General features: G+C 48.9%; 14 protein-coding genes. 9 read left to right on the top strand and 5 right to left on the bottom strand.

Going from position 1 to position 17,724, the window contains the following annotated elements:
- Window positions 1–338 precede the first annotated feature (338 nt).
- On the top strand, window positions 339–1,814 hold the full coding sequence (locus tag ABEW73_RS09390; protein ID WP_430164584.1) for a PTS transporter subunit EIIC: 1,476 nt from the start codon (window positions 339–341) through the stop codon (window positions 1,812–1,814).
- A 90-nt stretch (window positions 1,815–1,904) separates the two neighbouring features.
- Here the strand turns inward: ABEW73_RS09390 and ABEW73_RS09385 are convergent, their stop codons facing one another.
- Genes ABEW73_RS09385 through ABEW73_RS09375 form a run of 3 tightly spaced genes read right to left on the bottom strand, consistent with a single transcriptional unit; the run spans window position 1,905 to window position 5,562 of the window.
- On the bottom strand, window positions 1,905–3,044 hold the full coding sequence (locus tag ABEW73_RS09385) for a Ger(x)C family spore germination protein (RefSeq protein ID WP_430164581.1): 1,140 nt from the start codon (window positions 3,042–3,044) through the stop codon (window positions 1,905–1,907).
- Window positions 3,041–4,453: a spore germination protein gene (locus ABEW73_RS09380; RefSeq protein ID WP_430164578.1), complete on the bottom strand. Its 1,413-nt coding sequence runs from the start codon at window positions 4,451–4,453 to the stop codon at window positions 3,041–3,043. The genes ABEW73_RS09385 and ABEW73_RS09380 overlap by 4 nt, the downstream gene beginning before the upstream one ends.
- Window positions 4,450–5,562, bottom strand: a complete 1,113-nt coding sequence (locus ABEW73_RS09375) for a GerAB/ArcD/ProY family transporter (RefSeq protein WP_430164575.1) — start codon at window positions 5,560–5,562, stop codon at window positions 4,450–4,452. The genes ABEW73_RS09380 and ABEW73_RS09375 overlap by 4 nt, the downstream gene beginning before the upstream one ends.
- Before the next feature lie 224 nt (window positions 5,563–5,786).
- On the opposite strand from ABEW73_RS09375, the gene ABEW73_RS09370 reads away from it, so the two are divergent.
- A complete protein-coding gene (locus ABEW73_RS09370) occupies window positions 5,787–7,163 on the top strand; it encodes an amino acid permease (RefSeq protein ID WP_430164572.1) in 1,377 nt (458 codons plus the stop codon).
- Here the strand turns inward: ABEW73_RS09370 and ABEW73_RS09365 are convergent.
- Window positions 7,160–7,795, bottom strand: a complete 636-nt coding sequence (locus ABEW73_RS09365; protein ID WP_430164569.1) for a LysE family translocator — start codon at window positions 7,793–7,795, stop codon at window positions 7,160–7,162. The genes ABEW73_RS09370 and ABEW73_RS09365 overlap by 4 nt on opposite strands.
- A gap of 242 nt (window positions 7,796–8,037) precedes the next feature.
- Here ABEW73_RS09365 and ABEW73_RS09360 point away from each other — a divergent pair, with 242 nt between their 5' ends.
- The 7 genes from ABEW73_RS09360 to ABEW73_RS09330 all read left to right on the top strand — a co-directional run bounded on the left by ABEW73_RS09360 (window position 8,038) and on the right by ABEW73_RS09330 (window position 16,650).
- Window positions 8,038–8,547 (top strand): metallophosphoesterase family protein, encoded by a 510-nt coding sequence (locus ABEW73_RS09360; protein ID WP_430164566.1) that lies wholly within the window; start codon window positions 8,038–8,040, stop codon window positions 8,545–8,547.
- A 117-nt stretch (window positions 8,548–8,664) separates the two neighbouring features.
- On the top strand, window positions 8,665–9,567 hold the full coding sequence (locus tag ABEW73_RS09355) for a DUF72 domain-containing protein (RefSeq protein WP_430164563.1): 903 nt from the start codon (window positions 8,665–8,667) through the stop codon (window positions 9,565–9,567).
- Between the two features lie 221 nt (window positions 9,568–9,788).
- Window positions 9,789–12,665 carry a 2-oxoglutarate dehydrogenase E1 component gene (locus tag ABEW73_RS09350; protein WP_430164561.1) on the top strand — a complete coding sequence of 959 codons (2,877 nt, stop codon included), beginning with the start codon at window positions 9,789–9,791 and terminating at the stop codon, window positions 12,663–12,665.
- Window positions 12,666–12,670: 5 nt separating this feature from the next.
- Entirely contained in the window at window positions 12,671–13,945 is a 1,275-nt protein-coding gene (odhB, locus tag ABEW73_RS09345) for a 2-oxoglutarate dehydrogenase complex dihydrolipoyllysine-residue succinyltransferase (RefSeq protein ID WP_430164558.1), read from the top strand.
- Window positions 13,946–14,362: 417 nt separating this feature from the next.
- Window positions 14,363–15,445 (top strand): lactonase family protein, encoded by a 1,083-nt coding sequence (locus ABEW73_RS09340; protein ID WP_430164556.1) that lies wholly within the window; start codon window positions 14,363–14,365, stop codon window positions 15,443–15,445.
- Between the two features lie 73 nt (window positions 15,446–15,518).
- Window positions 15,519–16,310 carry an SDR family oxidoreductase gene (locus ABEW73_RS09335; RefSeq protein ID WP_430164554.1) on the top strand — a complete coding sequence of 264 codons (792 nt, stop codon included), beginning with the start codon at window positions 15,519–15,521 and terminating at the stop codon, window positions 16,308–16,310.
- Between the two features lie 85 nt (window positions 16,311–16,395).
- Window positions 16,396–16,650: a DUF1450 domain-containing protein gene (locus ABEW73_RS09330; RefSeq protein ID WP_009590675.1), complete on the top strand. Its 255-nt coding sequence runs from the start codon at window positions 16,396–16,398 to the stop codon at window positions 16,648–16,650.
- Between the two features lie 103 nt (window positions 16,651–16,753).
- Here ABEW73_RS09330 and ABEW73_RS09325 read toward each other — a convergent pair whose 3' ends face one another.
- Entirely contained in the window at window positions 16,754–17,659 is a 906-nt protein-coding gene (locus tag ABEW73_RS09325) for a rhodanese-related sulfurtransferase (protein ID WP_430164551.1), read from the bottom strand.
- Between the last annotated feature and the right edge of the window lie 65 nt (window positions 17,660–17,724).

The following is a 17,724-nucleotide window of genomic DNA, read 5'->3' as shown; positions in this document are numbered from 1 at the left end:
TGTAATATTGGTTATTGACAAAACAGGAAGTCGTGAATTAAGATAACAACATCAAATGAATACGTTTTAAGGCGTGTTACCATAAACATGGGCATGAGCCAAGAAGAAGCGGACTATAACAATTATAGTCATGCGTTCTTCTTGGCTTTTTTTGTCGGAATAGAATCAGATGGCATCCATGCCGCCTTAAAATGATCAATACATGTACTACCAAGGAGGAGGATTTTCTGAGTCTTTTTGTTCCTTGAGTGGAAGGGAATAAATGGTTATTCATTCGACGCATTATGTAAACGGTTTCAGAAAAAAGCTAAATTATTGAAGTTGAAAGGATGATTTACATGCTGGCTAAATTGCAAAAGCTGGGTAAGTCCCTTATGCTGCCGGTGGCCACCTTGCCTGCGGCAGGTATCTTGCAGGGGCTTGGATTGATCGACTATCAAAAAGATATACCTTTGGGAGCTCTCGGGGCTTTTCTAAATCAATTCGTAACTCCATTCATGACTTCCGGGGCACTCGCGATTCTGAACAATCTGCCGATTATTTTTGCGATCGGTGTTGCGATTGGATTCGCCGGAGACGCCGTTGCGGCTCTTTCCGCTCTTATCGGGTACATGGTGTTTATAGCAGTGCTTGACAAAGTGCCACTGCAAATGCCGTTCATACCAGATGACGTGAAGCTGAATATGGGTGTCCTTGGAGGTTTCTTTGTCGGTCTGTGGTCCGCCTACCTGTATAATAAATTCCACACCATAAAAATGCCGGATTGGCTGGGCTTCTTTGCGGGCAAACGCTTCGTTCCGATTATCACCGCAGCCTCCACGATGGTGCTCGCCGTCCTGATCGGCATGATTTGGAGCCCGGTCCAAGATGTCATTTCCGCTTTCGGCAACTGGGTTGTCAGTCTTGGAGGCATCGGATCGTTCATTTTCGGTACGGCTAACCGCTTGCTGATCCCGCTGGGTCTGCACCACGTACTGAACTCCATCGCATGGTTCCAGATCGGCGATTATACGAATGCCGCGGGCGAAGTCGTTCACGGCGACCTGTGGCGTTTCTTTGCGGGAGATCCGTCGGCTGGTATGTTCATGTCCGGTTTCTTCCCGATCATGATGTTTGCGATGCCGGCTGCGGCACTAGCCTTTATGCATACCGCTAAGCCGTCCAAACGCGCACTCGTCGGCTCCATCTTTATCGGTTCGGCTCTGGCGTCGTTTCTGACAGGTATCACCGAACCGCTTGAATTCGCGTTCATGTTCATCGCACCAGTTTTGTACGTGGTGCATGCGATTTTGACAGGTCTTTCCGGTTTGATCATGTATGTCCTGGATGTACATTTGGGCTTCACATTCTCGGCGGGTCTGATCGACTACCTGGTGAATCTGAAGCAGTCTACCAATGCTTGGCTGCTCATACCGGTAGGATTGGCCTTTGGTGTTGTTTATTACCTGCTGTTCAGAATCCTGATCATCAAGCTGAACTTGAAAACGCCTGGACGCGAGGATGACGACGACTTGGATCCGGTTTCTGACGATGCTTATACAGCAGCGCCGTCCCCATCTGGTGCAGTATCCAATGAGTCCAAAGCGGCCAAGGTTCTGCAAAACATCGGCGGAGAAGATAACATTGTCAGCGTCGATGCTTGTATCACACGCCTGCGCCTCGTAGTTAAGGACGAGAAGGCTGTTAAGGATTCGGAGTTGAAAAAATTAGGCGCATCGGGTGTCATGCGTCTGGGTCAAGGCGCGGTTCAGGTCGTATTCGGACCGCAGGCAGAATCCATCAAGGACGACATCAAGAAAATTATGAAGAAATAAGAGAACAGCAAAAGAAGCAGGCCGCTAAAGGTCTGCTTCTTTTTGTTGTTTTTACAATTCAGGTAAATGCAGTAGCACGAATACCCGCGTTTATCGGTCCAAGCTTTTGCGCTGTCCCCAGTATCGGAGGTTGACGTCAACCTCAAGTTCAAGAGGTGTTTCATCATAGATCTCCTTTTTCTGTTTCACTAATTTCTTCCAGAGCTTCGGATCGGTTCGGTACAATTGGAGACATAACTCGTAGGGATCCGCGTGTATCGATGCAGCTTTATGGAAGGTATTATGCATTTCTTTTCGCAGGGAATCTTCCGTTAAGCGCTTCATCTCCTTTATTCCGACCTTCTTATACATAGTCTGTACCCTCCCGATGACGTTCAACTTGATTCGATACGAGACATCGTTTGGCTTGCGGATGACCTCAATGGAGGATTGGGGGTTCTCCAGCCGTATGCTCCCAATGGCTTCGCCATCCGCCTGAACGATGACGGAAGCATGAGTATGATTCGACGCTAACCAGCGGGTCCCCAGCAGATCGGATCGATTGAGCCAACCCATCAATTCTTTGTTCTTGATCAGAAAGCCGCCGTTCACTTCTAAAATCGGATGCTGCTTCAGATTTTCCGACCAGTTCTGATTTGAAATATGGAGCGAGGGCAATACGACGGTAGCGGCTTTTTCCCGGTAGAGCCGAATAAAATTCACGAATTGAATCGGACGTATAAATGAGAACTGGACATAGCTTTCACTGGGTTCATGAAGCAGCGAATGCAGAGGTGAGAGCTGGAAGAAGGGTGATACCGTAAAGAGATCCTCCAAATTGTCCTTGGTACCATAGATCCATTTCGTATAGCGGATTTCCTGCGAACGGTTGGTCAGATCGAACACTTGGGACAACTGCTTAGGTTTTAACACCGCTTCCGCAAGCACCAAAGCCGTGACATGCCCCCAAGAAACCCGCTGCTGACTCGATGTATACAAATCGATCAGGGCTTCAGCCAAAGTGGTACCGGTTCCTCGGCCGACCCAAATCGGCGCTTTCTCAGTTTGCTTGTTGCTTTCTTGTTTGGCAATCGTTGCGAAGTCCAGCATCTGCACAAAGACAATGTACTTGTCGTCCTGATAATCGACACCCAATGCCGTAATATAGTTGATATCCTGAACTTCTTTGTTGTCCCAGCAGCCTGCGAGCAGCAAAGATACTATACATACGAGAATCCACACCCGTTTCATAGCATTCCGCCTTTTTTCCGTTTCCCCGGAAATCGCATGAGATTTCCCAGGATTTTGGATTTGGAGAAGGGAGAGAAGGGGGCAAGGAACGGCTGTCCGAACGGATTATGGTTTGCTGCATATTGAACGATTAAGAAGACCGATATGAAGAAACCGAATAACCCGAATATTGAGGAAAGGGTAAGGACAAAAAAGCGAATAATTGTCTGAGAGACAACAAAATCCTGATTGGAGTGAGTGGAACCCGCAACAAAGGAAAGTGCAGCGACTACCGTCATCGTCGGCGAGAAAAAACCGCCCCGAATCGCAGCGTCACCAATGATGATGCCCGAAACAACCGTAATGGTGGATGCGATGGGAGAAGGCATCTGCATGCCAGCTTCCCGCAGCAAGGTAAGCAGGAACAGAATGACCAGCATTTCAATTCCGGTCGGTATGGGCATTCCTAACCGAGTGTTGGCGATGGTGGCGAGCAAGGGAAAGGGGATTTGATCCTGATGAAACGACATCAAAGTAATATAAAATCCTGGAAGTAAAATGGAGATCAAGAATCCAACCAGCCTCAAAATTCTCCAGGGCATAACGAAATAAAACGGCATTTGAGGATCTTCAGCGGCAAACAGCAGCTGCATGAAGCTGGCAGGCGCAATCAAGATCACGGGGCTTCCCTGCATGATAATGATCATTCGGCCTCGAGTTAATGAATCGTAAGCTAGATCCGTCCTCCCCGTGTAATCGAACATGGGTAGCACTGTGAATCGATAGGGCGATAAATGCTCGGCAAGCTCGCCGATGCCAACGGGAGGGTCCCCGGAGAAATTATTTAGTTTATCTACTACTGACTTAACGGTCTCCGGTATCGCCTTGTCCTTTAAATACATGATGCCGACAGAGGTTTTGCTCTTGTCCCCCAGCTTAAAGGAGGAATAGACGAGACCGGGGGACTTCAGCCGTTTGCGAATAAGGGATACATTGATATCGAGTTCCTCAACAAATCCGTCTCTAGGTCCTTTGACAGAGGTCTCTGCGGCACTCTCTTCAGGCGAACGTCCAATACTTTTGCTTGCGCTATAAGAATACAGCTTGTTGTCCTTAGGAAAATACAACGCAACATAACCTGAATAAACAATGTCATCAACCGATTCCACGTTAGCCTCGGATGCGTCAAGGGTAAGATGATATTCCAAATCTTTTGGATCGAACGGTTGCATTTGGGAAACGGATAAATTCCATTCTTTGCTGATAACAGGCAGCAGAATCTTGGACATCGTCTGCGAATCGCACATCATCGGACTGTAAACCATGATCGCCCATGGCAGCGTATCGCCTTCCGCACCCGGATAAGAAACAATATAGACGTCATCGGAATCGGTATAACGCTCTCGGAGCAGTTGTTCTGTTATGGTCATTGTTGAGGTTCTCCTTTCGCTGAAGTGGAACTCTGTTGTTGCTGTTGTTGCGGCTTGCGGATCAGGATGAACATGAGGAGGCTTAAGACGGTGATATAGAGAGTGGATGCCGGTAAAAAATAGTCAGCCATTGCATAATACATTTTGAGATTGCTGATCGGAGAAGCGCACAAAATAATAAGCAGCGTGGAGATGGCTAATACGCCGACACTTTGCTTAGACTTGGGGAGCAGGGTTTCGCAAAGAAAAAATATCGAAATCGAAATGGAGATATAAGCTCCACTAAGCCATTGGAAAATCGATAAAAAATCGACATGCTCCACGAATTTGCCTAACTTTACGAGACGCCACTGTTCATAGGCAGGATACCGCTGAAGCTTCATTTCTTCCGGTCCAAATTCGGCAATGCCGCCGATCGTGGGTCCAAACGTCAGGAAGATGAGGACAAGATGGATCAGCAGGATCGTAAGGAAACTGGGCTTTTTATGAAGATGAGGACGAAGAAATAATATGAATATAAATTGGGACAGTCCCCCGAACATAACAGGGATCCCGCTCAGAACCGGCATCAAGCCGTCTTCAAGGACCGGCAGCAGATAGTTGTAATTTTTCACTCTCAGGTTGGACAAGGATACGAATATGCCTAGCATTACCACGAAAGGAAGCAAGATTCCGGCTGAAACACCGATGGTCTTTATGCCGTGATTTACGCTGACAAGACATAACACCATAAGTATCAGTGCGGTAGCAATAACGGGAGTTTGAACCATATAGGTCGACTTGGTCCAATCGATAACTTCCTTTAAGGTATAAAAGGCAAAGGTGAAAAAATACAAACCGGACAAACTCATCGTCAGGATTCGAGCTCGTCTGCCGCTGCTTTCGTCCAGCGCTTGCGTGATGGATCGGGTGCCGATTTTCTGGATGATTCCGTATATAAGCAGAATCCAGGGCAGGAATAATACGGCGGACACGATAATGGTGATCCAGGCATCCCGTCCGGATTTCTCCAGAAGCACGGGGATGATCATGACATGATTGGTCAAGCCGGCCGTGAGCATCATAATCATAAACGCCTGATTCATAGGAATACCGCGAACTACTGACATGTGTGATCCCCCAATTCAGCTTTCTTCCGTTTAGAGTTCTCGGGGAACAACCAAAATATGCGAGAGAACCCAGCTACAGGCTGGATATGAGCTTCATTTCATGGCTTTCTTTTGCCGAAAGACATTTTTAGGCTGGGGCATGCGGTACATAAATCACGGTGGTTCCCTTCATAATAAGGAAAGTTTTGAACGAACTTCATAACAATAATCTGGAGGACAGAACCGTGAACAAAGGGGCGAAGACGGAGACAGGGGACTTGAGATGGTGGCAGCTATCGCTGCTTGGGGTTGCTTCAACGATAGGTACAGGGTATTTTCTCGGATCCGCATTAGGTATCCGGCTTGGAGGACCCGCTTTTCTTCTATCGATTATATTGGCGGCGACAGCCACCTTCTTCGTGTTTGATGTGCTGTCGAGGATGACGGCCGAGGACCCGCAGAAGGGCTCGTTCCGAACCTATGCCAAAAAAGCCTATGGCCGATGGGCAGGCTTCTCTACAGGGTGGATGTACTGGTGCTCCGAAGTGTTGATCATGGGGAGTCAGATGACGGCGCTGGCGATTTTCTCGCGTTTTTGGTATCCTGGCGTTCCGATGTGGATATTTGCGTCAGGTTATGCCGTATTGGGGTTGTTTGTCATATGGATCGGCAACAAAGGCTTCGACCGGCTGGAGAATGTATTGGCTGTGATTAAGGTCGCCGCGATTGTCATGTTTCTTGTCATTGCTGCTGCCGCCTTGATGGGGTGGTTAAAAGGAGGGGTGAAGCCGCACGTTCCAGGCAGTATGAACGCATTTTTTCCGGCAGGTGGCAAGGGCATGTGGTCGTCCTTGATTTTTGCGTTTTATGCCTTCGGCGGAATTGAAGTCATGGGGGTCATGGCGATTCGCTTGAAGAATCCGAAGGAAGCACCCAAAGCGGGTAGAGTGATGATTCTGCTGCTATCCATCGTATACGTTCTTTCTATTGGCATGGCCGTGATCATGGTGGCCTGGAATCGATTCTCCACAACGAAAAGTCCCTTTGTTGTGGCGCTAAGCTCCTACCATCTTCCTTTTATCCCGCATATATTTAATGCTGTATTGATTATAGCCGGCTTCTCGACGATGGTTGCCTCGTTGTACGCTGTGACCACAATGCTCGTTACGTTATCCGAAGATAAGGACGCTCCCAAGCTTTTTTCCAGGAAAAAGTTTAAGCGGGATACGCCCATCTACGCACTTTCCCTTACAGCTATCGGATTGATTGTATCCATTGTGTTGTCGTTGCTCATGCCAGGCAAGATTTATGAATATTTAACCACCGGTGCAGGACTTATGCTGCTGTATAACTGGTTCTTCATCCTCATTTCGGCTGGCCGGCTTATAGAGCTTACGATATGGGGCAAGATCAAAAGATACATCGGGATGCTCTTGATCGCGGCTGCTGTCAGTGGAACCGCGCTGCACCCTATGAGTCGACCGGGGCTCTGGATCAGTCTTGGGTTTATCGTGGTAATCGGACTGGTTGTCCTATGTATGCGCTCCGTGTGGAGGAAATCAGCTCAAGGCCACGCCAGGGAGGCGGACAAGCCCAAGTTCCGTCCCAAGCCAGCCCGTTAGAATATAAGCGGGTATAGCAGCGCAAGCGCACGGATTCCAAAATAAACGCCGAAGATGATCAACGAGATTCCGGATAGAATGGAGACCAGGGAGAGGGCTCTATTGCTTAAATATCGACGGAATACACTGCCGAGCGCAGCCATGAACAAATCCCATAGCACAACCCCGGAGATGACGGCCAGGCTGTAGAGAAGCAGGTTGGCGGATCCGTCGTCCGCTGCGGTTTTAACGAGAATAGAGCCGTAGATGCCCAGCCAGAACAGGATCGTCATCGGATTGGACGCGGACAAGAGAAACCCGGAGAGCATGCTTTTCCATAACGAATCTTCATTGTTTTCTTGACTGATCGTCACTTTATTGGCATTCAGGATGCTTTCCAGCCCGGAGTAGATAAGAACAAAGGCACCGAACAGCCACAGGAAGGTCTGCATAAACGGCGTATTCAGAAAGTGAACAACGCCCAGGTAGACCAGGATCATATAAAGGATATCCGCCAGGACCGCACCGATACCGAACAACCATGCATGCCAAAACCCTTTCTTAATCCCCTTATCGAGCTGCGCTGCATTGACCGGGCCTACGGGGGCCGATAGAGAAAGTCCCAGGATCATGTAGCTAATAAAAATACTCATTGACTTCCACCTCTCGTCATGAACATGGATAAGAATGCTTGTACCTTCATGTTCGTACATTCTATTCAGCATCCGGACAAACTAAAACTTAGGATTGGAAATTTTTTCTGTCGTAACAGACCAACAAACCGCCCAGCTCACCTGCGCGGTTTTATTTGAATTCGTTTATTTGGTAGGATATAGATTAGTGCCAGACAGCAGGTATTTCAGCATTTAAAATGATGAAGAAGGGGTCGATCAAGATGAGTTTTCCATTTCGGATTACGGTATTGTCAGACACCCATATGCCAAGAAAAGCGAAAGAGCTGCCTGCCTTGCTCCTTGAAGATGTGAGGCATTCGGATCTTATTCTTCATGCTGGCGACTGGTCCAATTGGGAGCTCTATGAACAGCTTAGTCAATATGCTCCGGTGGAAGGAGTAGCCGGAAATGTTGATGACGAGCGGATCATAGAACGGCTAGGTTACAAGAGGCTGGTCGAAATCGAAGGTAAACGCATCGGTATGGTGCATGGGCACGGACAGGGAGGAACAACCCCCTCCCGCGCAAGAAAAGCTTTTGCGGACACGGAGGTGGATTGCATCTTGTTCGGCCATTCCCATATACCGTTTAAAGAACATGTGCAAGGGGTGCTACTGTTCAATCCCGGTTCCGCCACGGACAAAAGACGGCAGCCCCGGTATTCATATGGAAGGATACACATCGTGAACGGAATGCTGGAGGCACAACATATTTTTTATGATCAGAAGTGATTGTGAGGAAAGCGGTTGGTAAAAACAGTAAGGGGTTGCCTGCTTTTGAAATTACCCGTATGCGGTTAATTAATAGAAGTCCCCGATATGGTAAATCATGTGGATGAGAGGATTGTTATGTTAAAGGAAGAAAAGCATGAGCATGTGATTCAGGTGGGTCTGTCCGGATGGGGAGATCATGACAAGCTGTATGATGAAGGGGCGAGGGCCGCGGACAGGCTGGAAATGTACAGCCGACATTTTCCCATCGTGGAGATGGACAATTCGTTCTATGCCATACCGTCACCGGAACAAATGAATAAGTGGGCAGCTGCCGTCCCAGACCACTTTGGCTTTATTGTAAAAGCTTATCAAGGCATGACAGGTCATGCACGCGGCCAGGGTAAGGACAGATATCCTAGCGTCAAAGCGATGTTTGATCATTTGCTCACGTCAGTTGAGGAATTGCGCGCTGCGGACAAATTAAGGACCGTTCTGTTTCAATACCCGCCCTGGTTCGGGTGCGAACGCAAACACGTGGACATTCTGAAGCGTACGCGGGAGTGGATGAAGGATGTACCCGTAGCTTTGGAATTTCGGCATCAGAGCTGGTATGCGCCAGAGTTTCGGGAGAAGACTCTTGAGTTTATGCGAAGCGAGGGCTGGATTCACAGCATCGCCGACGAGCCGCAAGCGGGCATTGGATCCGTTCCGGTCGTGCTGGAGACATCGGGTACAGAGGCTGTGATGATCCGGATGCATGGCCGTAACGCTGAAGGATGGCACTCCAGCGGCCAGCCCAACTGGCGCGAGGTGCGGTATTTATACCGTTACAGCTTAGAGGAATTGGAGCAGTGGAAGGTATGGATAGAGCAATTGCTTGAGAAGTCGAAGCAATGCTGGATTATATTCAATAACAATTCGGGAGGAGATGCTTCCGACAATGCCAAACAGCTTCTCCAGCTGCTGGGCATGGATACCGGACCTGAACCGCTGCGGCAGATGGACTGGCTGGAAGTGGATATTTTTACAGATAACTGACTTTAATTGGAATCCTATACAGAGAATTGGAGGAGCGTGAACAAATCGTCAAGAAATTGACGCAAATTCATCTGTTTCTGAGATCATTATTATATATAAAGGGTATTTTCGGTATTGAGGCCAAGTGTATTATAATGTAATCGTAAGAAAACGTTTATTTAATGTAAAATTAGAAATTCCGTCCTTGAGCAATCAAAATAATCTGACGGAGGGAGTCAGCGATGAAGACCCTTGACAGAATGACAGAGGGACCTTGGCAGAAATATCACGGTCCGAACTTGGGGTACATTCAAGATCAGTATGAGAAGTTTTTGCAAGACCCGCAATCTGTGGAGCCAGGATACCGTGAGCTGTTCGCCAGCTGGGGACCGCCTCCATCTTTGGAAAACAATGAAAAGAAAGCGGATTCGCAGGGACAAGGTGTTAGCTACGACCCGCAATTACTGAAAAAAGGGGTAGCTGCCGGCAAACTGGTATGGAACATTAGAACCTATGGTCATCTGGCCGCCGACATTGATCCAATTGGAATTGGAAACGAAGCTGACACGCGTCTGCTTCAACCAGAAAGCTACCAACTCAGTCAAGCGGATTTGGCAGCCCTGCCTGCAGAGATCGTCTGGGAGGAGGCTCCTAGCGATATCAAGAATGGCTTAGAGGCAATCCAGCGGCTGTTACAACTATATACAGGCTCCATTGCCTATGAATTTAGCCACGTTCACGATGAAGAAGAACGCAAGTGGCTCAATGAGCAGGCTGAATCGGGACGTTATTTGTCTGCCATGAGCGTAGAAGAGCGCAGAGGGCTTTTGAAGAAGCTGCTTGAGGCCGAGCAATTCGAGGAGTTCCTGCACCGCACATTCGTAGGTGCGAAGCGCTTCTCTGTTGAGGGCAACGAAGCACTCGTACCGCTGCTTGACGAAATCGTTCGCCAAATGGCCGAGGTGGATGTCAACTCCATTCTCGTAGGGATGGCGCACCGCGGTCGCTTAAACGTCCTGGCTCATGTACTGGGCAAGGATTACAGTAAGATTTTCTCGGAGTTTATGCACTCTCCAAATAAACACCTCGTTCCATCCGAAGGCTCCATGGGCATTAACTATGGCTGGACTGGTGACGTGAAGTATCATTTGGGTGCAGATCGTTATTTGAAGAAGGATGAAGCACGGCAGGTGCGGATTACCCTTGCGAACAACCCAAGTCATCTGGAATATGTCAATCCGGTGGTAGAGGGCTTCGCTCGTGCTGCTCAGGAGGATCGCAGTGAAGCGGGATATCCGAAGCAGGATGTAAACAAAGCGCTGAGCATTCAGATTCATGGTGATTCCGCGTTCCCTGGCGAAGGGATCGTGCCGGAAACCTTGAACTTTAATAAACTACCGGCGTACCGTACGGGCGGATCGATTCACATTATCGTGAACAACCGTATCGGATTTACAACAGAAGGCAAGGATTCCAGATCGACTCATTATGCGAGTGATTTGGCGAAAGGATATGAGATTCCGATTATCCACGTGAACGCCGATGATCCGGAAGCATGTATCGCGGTTGCTCGTCTTGCAAGCGATTATCGGAACAAGTTCAAGAAGAGTATTCTGATTGACCTTGTCGGCTACCGGAAATATGGCCATAACGAAACCGATGATCCGGAAACCACCCAGCCGCTTATTTATCAGAAGGTGAAAAACCATCCAACCGTCAGCACGATTTATATGAAGAAGCTGGTGGATGGAAACATTCTGAGCCAAGAACAAGTGGACGGTCTGAAGAATAACGTTCTGGAGGTCTTGAAGAATTCTTACGATAGCGTGAAGTCAAAGGATCCTGTTGATCAGATCCTGCTTGGTCTGAACGCGACCGACGGTAAATCCAAACCGGAAGTAGCTACGAATGTATCTGCAGAAGTGCTGCGCGGGATTAATCGCGAGCTCCTGCAGTGGCCGGAAGGCTTTACGGTATATCCGAAGCTTCAACGTATTCTGGAGCGGCGCAGCAATTCGCTCGACGTAGGCGAGAAGGTGGACTGGGGCCATGCCGAAACGCTGGCTTTCGCTACGATTCTTGCAGACGGCAAGCCGATCCGGATTACGGGACAGGATGCCGAACGTGCAACATTTGCCCATCGTAACCTCGTGCTTCACGATGCGGTTAATGGAGAGACCTTCTGCCCGCTGCACCGGTTGCCGCAAGCTAAGGCTTCGTTCGCGATCCATAACAGCCCGTTGACTGAAGCAGCTGTTGTTGGATTTGAATATGGCTACAATGTGTACTCTCCTGAGACTTTGGTTATCTGGGAAGCGCAGTATGGCGATTTCGTTAACTGTGCCCAGGTTATCATTGACCAGTTCATCACAGCCGGTCGCTCGAAGTGGAGACAGAAGTCCAGTTTGGTGATGCTGTTGCCTCACGGGTATGAAGGGAATGGTCCTGAGCACTCCAGTGCAAGACTGGAACGCTTCCTCCAGCTGAGTGGTGAAGATAACTGGACGGTTGCGAATCTGACTTCCGCTGCCCAGTATTTCCATCTGCTGCGCAAACAGGCTTCCTTGACCGAAACCGAAGATGCGAGACCGCTGGTGATCATGGCTCCGAAGAGCTTGATTCGTAATCCGCGCGTGGCATCGCCCGTGAACGCGTTCAGTGAGGGTGGTTTTCAGAAAGTGATGGAGCAGCCGGGTCTTGGTCAATCACCGAAGAAGGTGGAGCGTCTTGTTCTGTGCTCGGGGAAAGTTGCAATCGATTTGGAGGACGCACTGGATAAGCAGAAGGATCAGGATCAGTCCTGGCTTCATATTCTTCGTGTGGAACAGCTATATCCATTCCCGAGAGAAGAAATTTCCCGTGTGATGCAGAAGTATCCGAACCTGAAAGAGATTCTGTGGGTTCAGGAAGAACCTCAGAACATGGGCAGCTGGAGCTTCATGGAACCAAGAATTCGTGAAATTGCACCTAAAGGCACAGAGGTCCGTTACAGCGGACGTCCTGAGCGTTCGAGCCCTGCTAGCGGCTATCAGGATGTTCATGCTTATGAGCAACAGACCATCATTTCTTTTGCCCTTAATCGTAAAACTATAAATCAACAGATCTCATTGGGGAGGTAGCGGCTGTGAGCGAAATTACTGTACCAGCTATGGGCGAATCCATCACCGAAGGAACGATATTCAAATGGCATGTTAAAGAAGGGGATAGCGTTAACATCGGTGATGTGCTGCTCGAGTTAGAAACGGATAAGGTTAATCTTGAAATTAGCGCAGAGTCAGAAGGCGTTGTGGAAAAAATCCTTCGTCAAGAAGGGGAGAATGTAACGATCGGTGAAGTGCTCGGTCAAATTTCTCCACAGGAAGGCGTTGCAAGCGCACCGGCACCGAAGGCTGCTGAAGCTCCTGCATCCGCGCAAACGGAGGCAACTCCGGCACCCGCGGCAGAAGCACCGAAGCCGCAAGCGCCGGTACCGGCTCAGAACGAGGAAGGAGCGGGTCTGACTGCATCGCCATCCGCACGCAAACTGGCTCGTGAACGCGGGATTGATCTGGACCAGGTACAGGGCCGCGACCCGATCGGTCGGATTTACCATGATGATGTGAAGAATCATAATGAAGCCAAGCAGCCTGCAGCACCAAGCAAGCCTGCAGCTTCAACAGCTGCTCCGGCAGCACAGGCTCCGGCTGCTGAGTATGGAAAGCCGGTAGAACGGACTCGCATGTCCCGTCGTCGTCAAACGATTGCGAATCGTTTGGTCGAAGCACAGCATACGGCTGCGATGCTGACTACCTTCAATGAAGTGGATATGACCGCGATCCTGGATGTACGCAAGCGTCGTAAGCAAGCTTTCCAGGAGAAGCATGACGTAGGCCTCGGTTTTATGTCCTTCTTTACCAAAGCGGTTGTAGGTGCGTTGAAGAGATTCCCGCATCTGAATGCCGAGATCGACGGCGACGATATCGTCGTAAAGAAATTCTATGATATCGGTATTGCGGTATCCGCGAAAGAAGGACTTGTCGTTCCTGTCGTTCGCGATGCAGATCGTCTTGGTTTTGCCGAGATTGAGAAGGAAATCGGGAATCTTGCTGGGAAGGCTCGTAATAATGCGCTGTCCTTGTCTGAGCTGCAAGGCGGTACATTTACGATTACGAATGGCGGCGTCTTCGGCTCGCTGTTGTCTACGCCGATACTGAATACGCCTCAGGTGGGTATCCTCGGCATGCACAAAATCCAGCTTCGTCCTGTAGCGATTGATGCTGAGCGTATGGAGAATCGTCCTATGATGTACATCGCACTGTCTTATGATCATCGGATCGTTGATGGTTCCGAAGCGGTTCGCTTCCTGGTAACGGTGAAAGAGCTCCTTGAAGATCCAGAGTCGCTGCTATTGGAAGGTTAATCATCCAAGCTTTGCGACACATTCATAATAAGAAGGCCGCATGGACATTGCCATGCGGCCTTCTTATATAAACGATTATGATTTGGATTCACTGTTATCGTTTGGATCGGGGAGATCCCGAGGGTTCCAGTTCTCAGCCTGAGGCTCTATATCCTGATGTTTCTTCACCTTGTCCCTTTGTTCCTAAGAGTCATTCTTCGTATTCTGCTGATTGCGTACTTCCTCGCTGCTCGGTTGTTTCATGGGCAAACCTCCTTCAGTCGATATAATACATACATACCCGGTATGACAAAAGACAAACAGGCATCAGACGTCAAGTCATTTGATTTTCATTGGGGTTGAAGTTAACATGGTAACTGAAAGTACACTACATAAAAAAATGATAAGTATAGATAAATGAGAGGAGAGATAGGCATTATGGCGAATCCATCACAGCGTACGCTGCTGTTTACAGGTGCGTATGCGGAAGACAACCAAAACGGAGTATGCGTATATGAATTTAACGAGGATAGCGGCGAACTGAAGCTGCTTGAAGAGGTATCCGGTATTAAGAATCCGACCTTCCTGAACGTGGACCCGGAAGCCAGACGTTTATATGCCATTGGTGAAATTTCAGAGGAAGACGGTAAGGCTGGCGAGATCATCAGCTTTGAGATTGACCCTATGGCCGGCAAGCTGACCGGACGGAACCGTGTTCGCAGTGTGAGCAGCTCGACTTGCCATATCCAGCGTGATGAAGCGAGTAAGTATCTGATTGTTTCGAGTTATCATGGAGGCTTGGTAGGCCTTCATCCGATCGGTAAGGATGGACAAGTCGGTGGACTGCTGGATGAGAAGAAACATGCGGATCTCGTGTCTGTACGCGAAGATCAGCAATCCAGAGCGCATTCGGCGTTTTACAGTCCGGATGGTAAATACGTGTTCGTACAAGACTTGGGACTGGACAAAATTCTCGCTTACACGGTAAATGAGAATACCCAAGAATTGAGCTTTCATGGTGAAACCCAGCTGGAAGCGGGTGTAGGCCCTCGTCATCTGGCGTTCCACCCAAGCGGCGCTTACGCTTATGTCATTAACGAGTTGAATTCCAGTGTAACGGTGCTTCGCTACATCCCGAACGAAGGCCGTTTAGAAATATTGGAAACGATATCGACGCTGCCTGCGGATTTTGACGGAGAGAGTTACTGCGCCGAGATTGCCGTGTCGGCGGATGGCAAAACGGTATACGGGTCGAACCGCGGACACGACAGCATTGTCGTATTCTCCGTGCATGAAGATACCGGTCGCTTAAGCCCGGTTCAATATATTTCGACGGAAGGTGGTCACCCGCGTCATTTTACGCTGATGCCTGGGGGCAAGTTCCTGGTTGTTGCCAATAGAGACGGGAATAACCTCGTACTATTTAATGTGAATCCGGAAGACGGCAAGCTTGCCTTTACAGGATATACAGTGTCGCAATCCAAACCGGTATGTGTAAAACCGGCGGTGTTCCAGCTTTAGGCCAGCCAAGATTCAGACACCGACTCGTTGGGTTATCTATAATCAGGAAAACTTAAACGAGGAGGTTGTGGCAATGTCAACAAAACAACGTTTGGATGGTAAGGTAGCCATCGTTACCGGTGCTGGTTCCGGAATCGGCCAGGCCGCAGCCCTTCTTTTGGCGGAGCAAGGAGCGAAACTGCTGTTGATCGATATTGATCGTGAACGCGTGGAGAAGGTGAAGCAAACGATTGAACAAAGCGGGGGCGAAGCGCTAACCGGCAACTGCGATATTTCCAAAGCGGAATCGCTGAAGGATTGCTTCAGCCAAGCTGCCAAGAAGTGGGGAAAGATAGATATCGTGTTTGCCAATGCCGGCATCAATGGGACCAAGGCGCCGATCGAGATGATGGAGCTTGATGAATGGGATGCTACGATCAATACCAATTTAAGAGGAACGTTTGCCACGGTAAAATACGCGATTCCTTATTTGAAGAAGCGTGGAGGCAGCATCATCATTACCAGCTCCATCAACGGTAACCGGGTGTTTACCGGCTTTGGTTTCTCTGCATACAGCACCACGAAAGCCGGGCAGGTTGCTTTCATGAAGATGGCGGCACTGGAGCTCGCACGTTATAAAATTCGGGTCAATGCCATTTGTCCAGGGGCCATTTCAACCAACATTGATGAGAGCACCATCGAGAAGCCAGAGCTTGATGAGGTGACGATCCCGATTGAGTATCCGGAAGGTGACCAGCCATTGGCGGATGGACCGGGACAACCTTCACAGGTTGCCCAGCTTGTCGCATTTCTTGCATCCGATGACGCTTCCCATATTACAGGTACTGAAATCTATATCGACGGAGCGGAATCCCTCATTCATTGATCTTCCACAAAGACCGATTTGACAAAACCGGGCGTTTTCCTCATAATAAATGAACATATTGTCAAATGGAATAGTGGTGATGAAGATGGGGATGGGGATTGTTGTTGTGGAAATATGCGACAGCAACTTGATGAGTGCTTTGGAACTTGAGCATCTTGAGGAATTGTATCCCGAAATCGCTGTCCTGCGGGCCGATTGCATGAATCTTTGCGGTCTGTGCAAGCTGCGGCCATATGCACTGGTGAATGGTAAACGTGTATTCGCGGCAACGACGGAAGAATGCGTCGAGAAGATCAAAGCTGCTATCGAAGCTGAACTGGCTGTTTTCCATGATATATAATACGTCTGAATGCAGACGAGATCGTATAGTAAAAAGGGCAAGGTGCGAGTGATTCGCACCTTGCCCTTTTGTTTGGTTATCACTATTTATGGCTGGTTTGGACTCAGGAAGCATTGTGGCTTGCAGCAACAATCTCTTCACACTCCGCAGAGCAGCAGCCTTGATGAAGCTCCTCACACTCTTCGCAGCATACATGCTGCAGGTGGCAAGCGTCATTATCGCAGTTGATATACCGGTCTTCCGGCTTTCCGCAATGGTGGCATTTACCAACGATGACATCTTCGTCCGTTTGATTGATCGGCACGGCAATACGCTCATCAAATACATAACATTTCCCGTCGAACAGACGGCCTTGTACTTCAGGGTCTTTACCGTAGGTGACAATGCCGCCCTCAAGCTGGGCAACGTCCTTGAAGCCTTCCTTCAGCATAAAGCCGGTCAGCTTCTCGCAGCGAATGCCCCCTGTGCAGTAAGTCAGGATGGTTTTATCCTTGTGCTCGCTCAGGTTCTCGCGAATCCACTCCGGAAACTCACGGAAGGATTGCACCTCTGGACGTATCGCATTGCGGAAGTGGCCGATATCGTATTCGTAGTCATTCCGTCCGTCGATGACGATCACATCATCACGCTGCAAGTATTCATAGAATTCTTGAGGCGATAAACGGGTTCCGCTGATCTCGTTAGGGTCGAGTTCATCCTCCACACGGAAGGTAACGAGTTCTTCGCGGTGACGGACAAACATCTTTTTGAATGCATGACCTTCGGAAGGATCAATCTTAAATACCATGTCCGCAAATAGCGGGTTGGCGTGCATATCCTGCATATATTGCTCAGTTTGTTCAATCGTACCGGATACCGTACCATTAATGCCTTCGGAGGCAACCAGGATACGTCCTTTGAGTCCGAGATCTTTGCAGTATTGCAGATGCTCGTCTTTGAACGCTTCAGGGTCCGGGATTTGAACAAATTTATAATAGAGAAGGATCTGATAGTTCTGTTGCTCTGACATGATTTAATCACCTGTTCTTTTATATATTCAGCCATACGTGTACCTATAGAATTGTAGTGAATTCA

Origin of the sequence: Paenibacillus lautus (genome assembly GCF_050482385.1) — a bacterium.
Lineage (GTDB): Bacteria > Bacillota > Bacilli > Paenibacillales > Paenibacillaceae > Paenibacillus_AQ > Paenibacillus_AQ lautus_B.
Note: the sequence above shows the minus strand (reverse complement) of the source record. Positions and strands in the feature narration are given on the sequence as shown.

Excerpts from the sequence above, each read along its gene's own strand:
- ABEW73_RS09360 (WP_430164566.1), top strand. The coding sequence starts at position 8,038 with ATGAGTTTTCCATTTCGGATTACGGTATTGTCAGACACCCATATGCCA.
- ABEW73_RS09350 (WP_430164561.1), top strand. The coding sequence starts at position 9,789 with ATGAAGACCCTTGACAGAATGACAGAGGGACCTTGGCAGAAATATCAC.
- ABEW73_RS09375 (WP_430164575.1), bottom strand. The coding sequence starts at position 5,562 with ATGTCAGTAGTTCGCGGTATTCCTATGAATCAGGCGTTTATGATTATG.
- ABEW73_RS09380 (WP_430164578.1), bottom strand. The coding sequence starts at position 4,453 with ATGACCATAACAGAACAACTGCTCCGAGAGCGTTATACCGATTCCGAT.
- ABEW73_RS09330 (WP_009590675.1), top strand. The coding sequence starts at position 16,396 with ATGGGGATGGGGATTGTTGTTGTGGAAATATGCGACAGCAACTTGATG.
- ABEW73_RS09335 (WP_430164554.1), top strand. The coding sequence starts at position 15,519 with ATGTCAACAAAACAACGTTTGGATGGTAAGGTAGCCATCGTTACCGGT.
- ABEW73_RS09390 (WP_430164584.1), top strand. The coding sequence starts at position 339 with ATGCTGGCTAAATTGCAAAAGCTGGGTAAGTCCCTTATGCTGCCGGTG.
- ABEW73_RS09340 (WP_430164556.1), top strand. The coding sequence starts at position 14,363 with ATGGCGAATCCATCACAGCGTACGCTGCTGTTTACAGGTGCGTATGCG.
- ABEW73_RS09385 (WP_430164581.1), bottom strand. The coding sequence starts at position 3,044 with ATGAAACGGGTGTGGATTCTCGTATGTATAGTATCTTTGCTGCTCGCA.
- ABEW73_RS09325 (WP_430164551.1), bottom strand. The coding sequence starts at position 17,659 with ATGTCAGAGCAACAGAACTATCAGATCCTTCTCTATTATAAATTTGTT.
- ABEW73_RS09355 (WP_430164563.1), top strand. The coding sequence starts at position 8,665 with ATGTTAAAGGAAGAAAAGCATGAGCATGTGATTCAGGTGGGTCTGTCC.
- ABEW73_RS09365 (WP_430164569.1), bottom strand. The coding sequence starts at position 7,795 with ATGAGTATTTTTATTAGCTACATGATCCTGGGACTTTCTCTATCGGCC.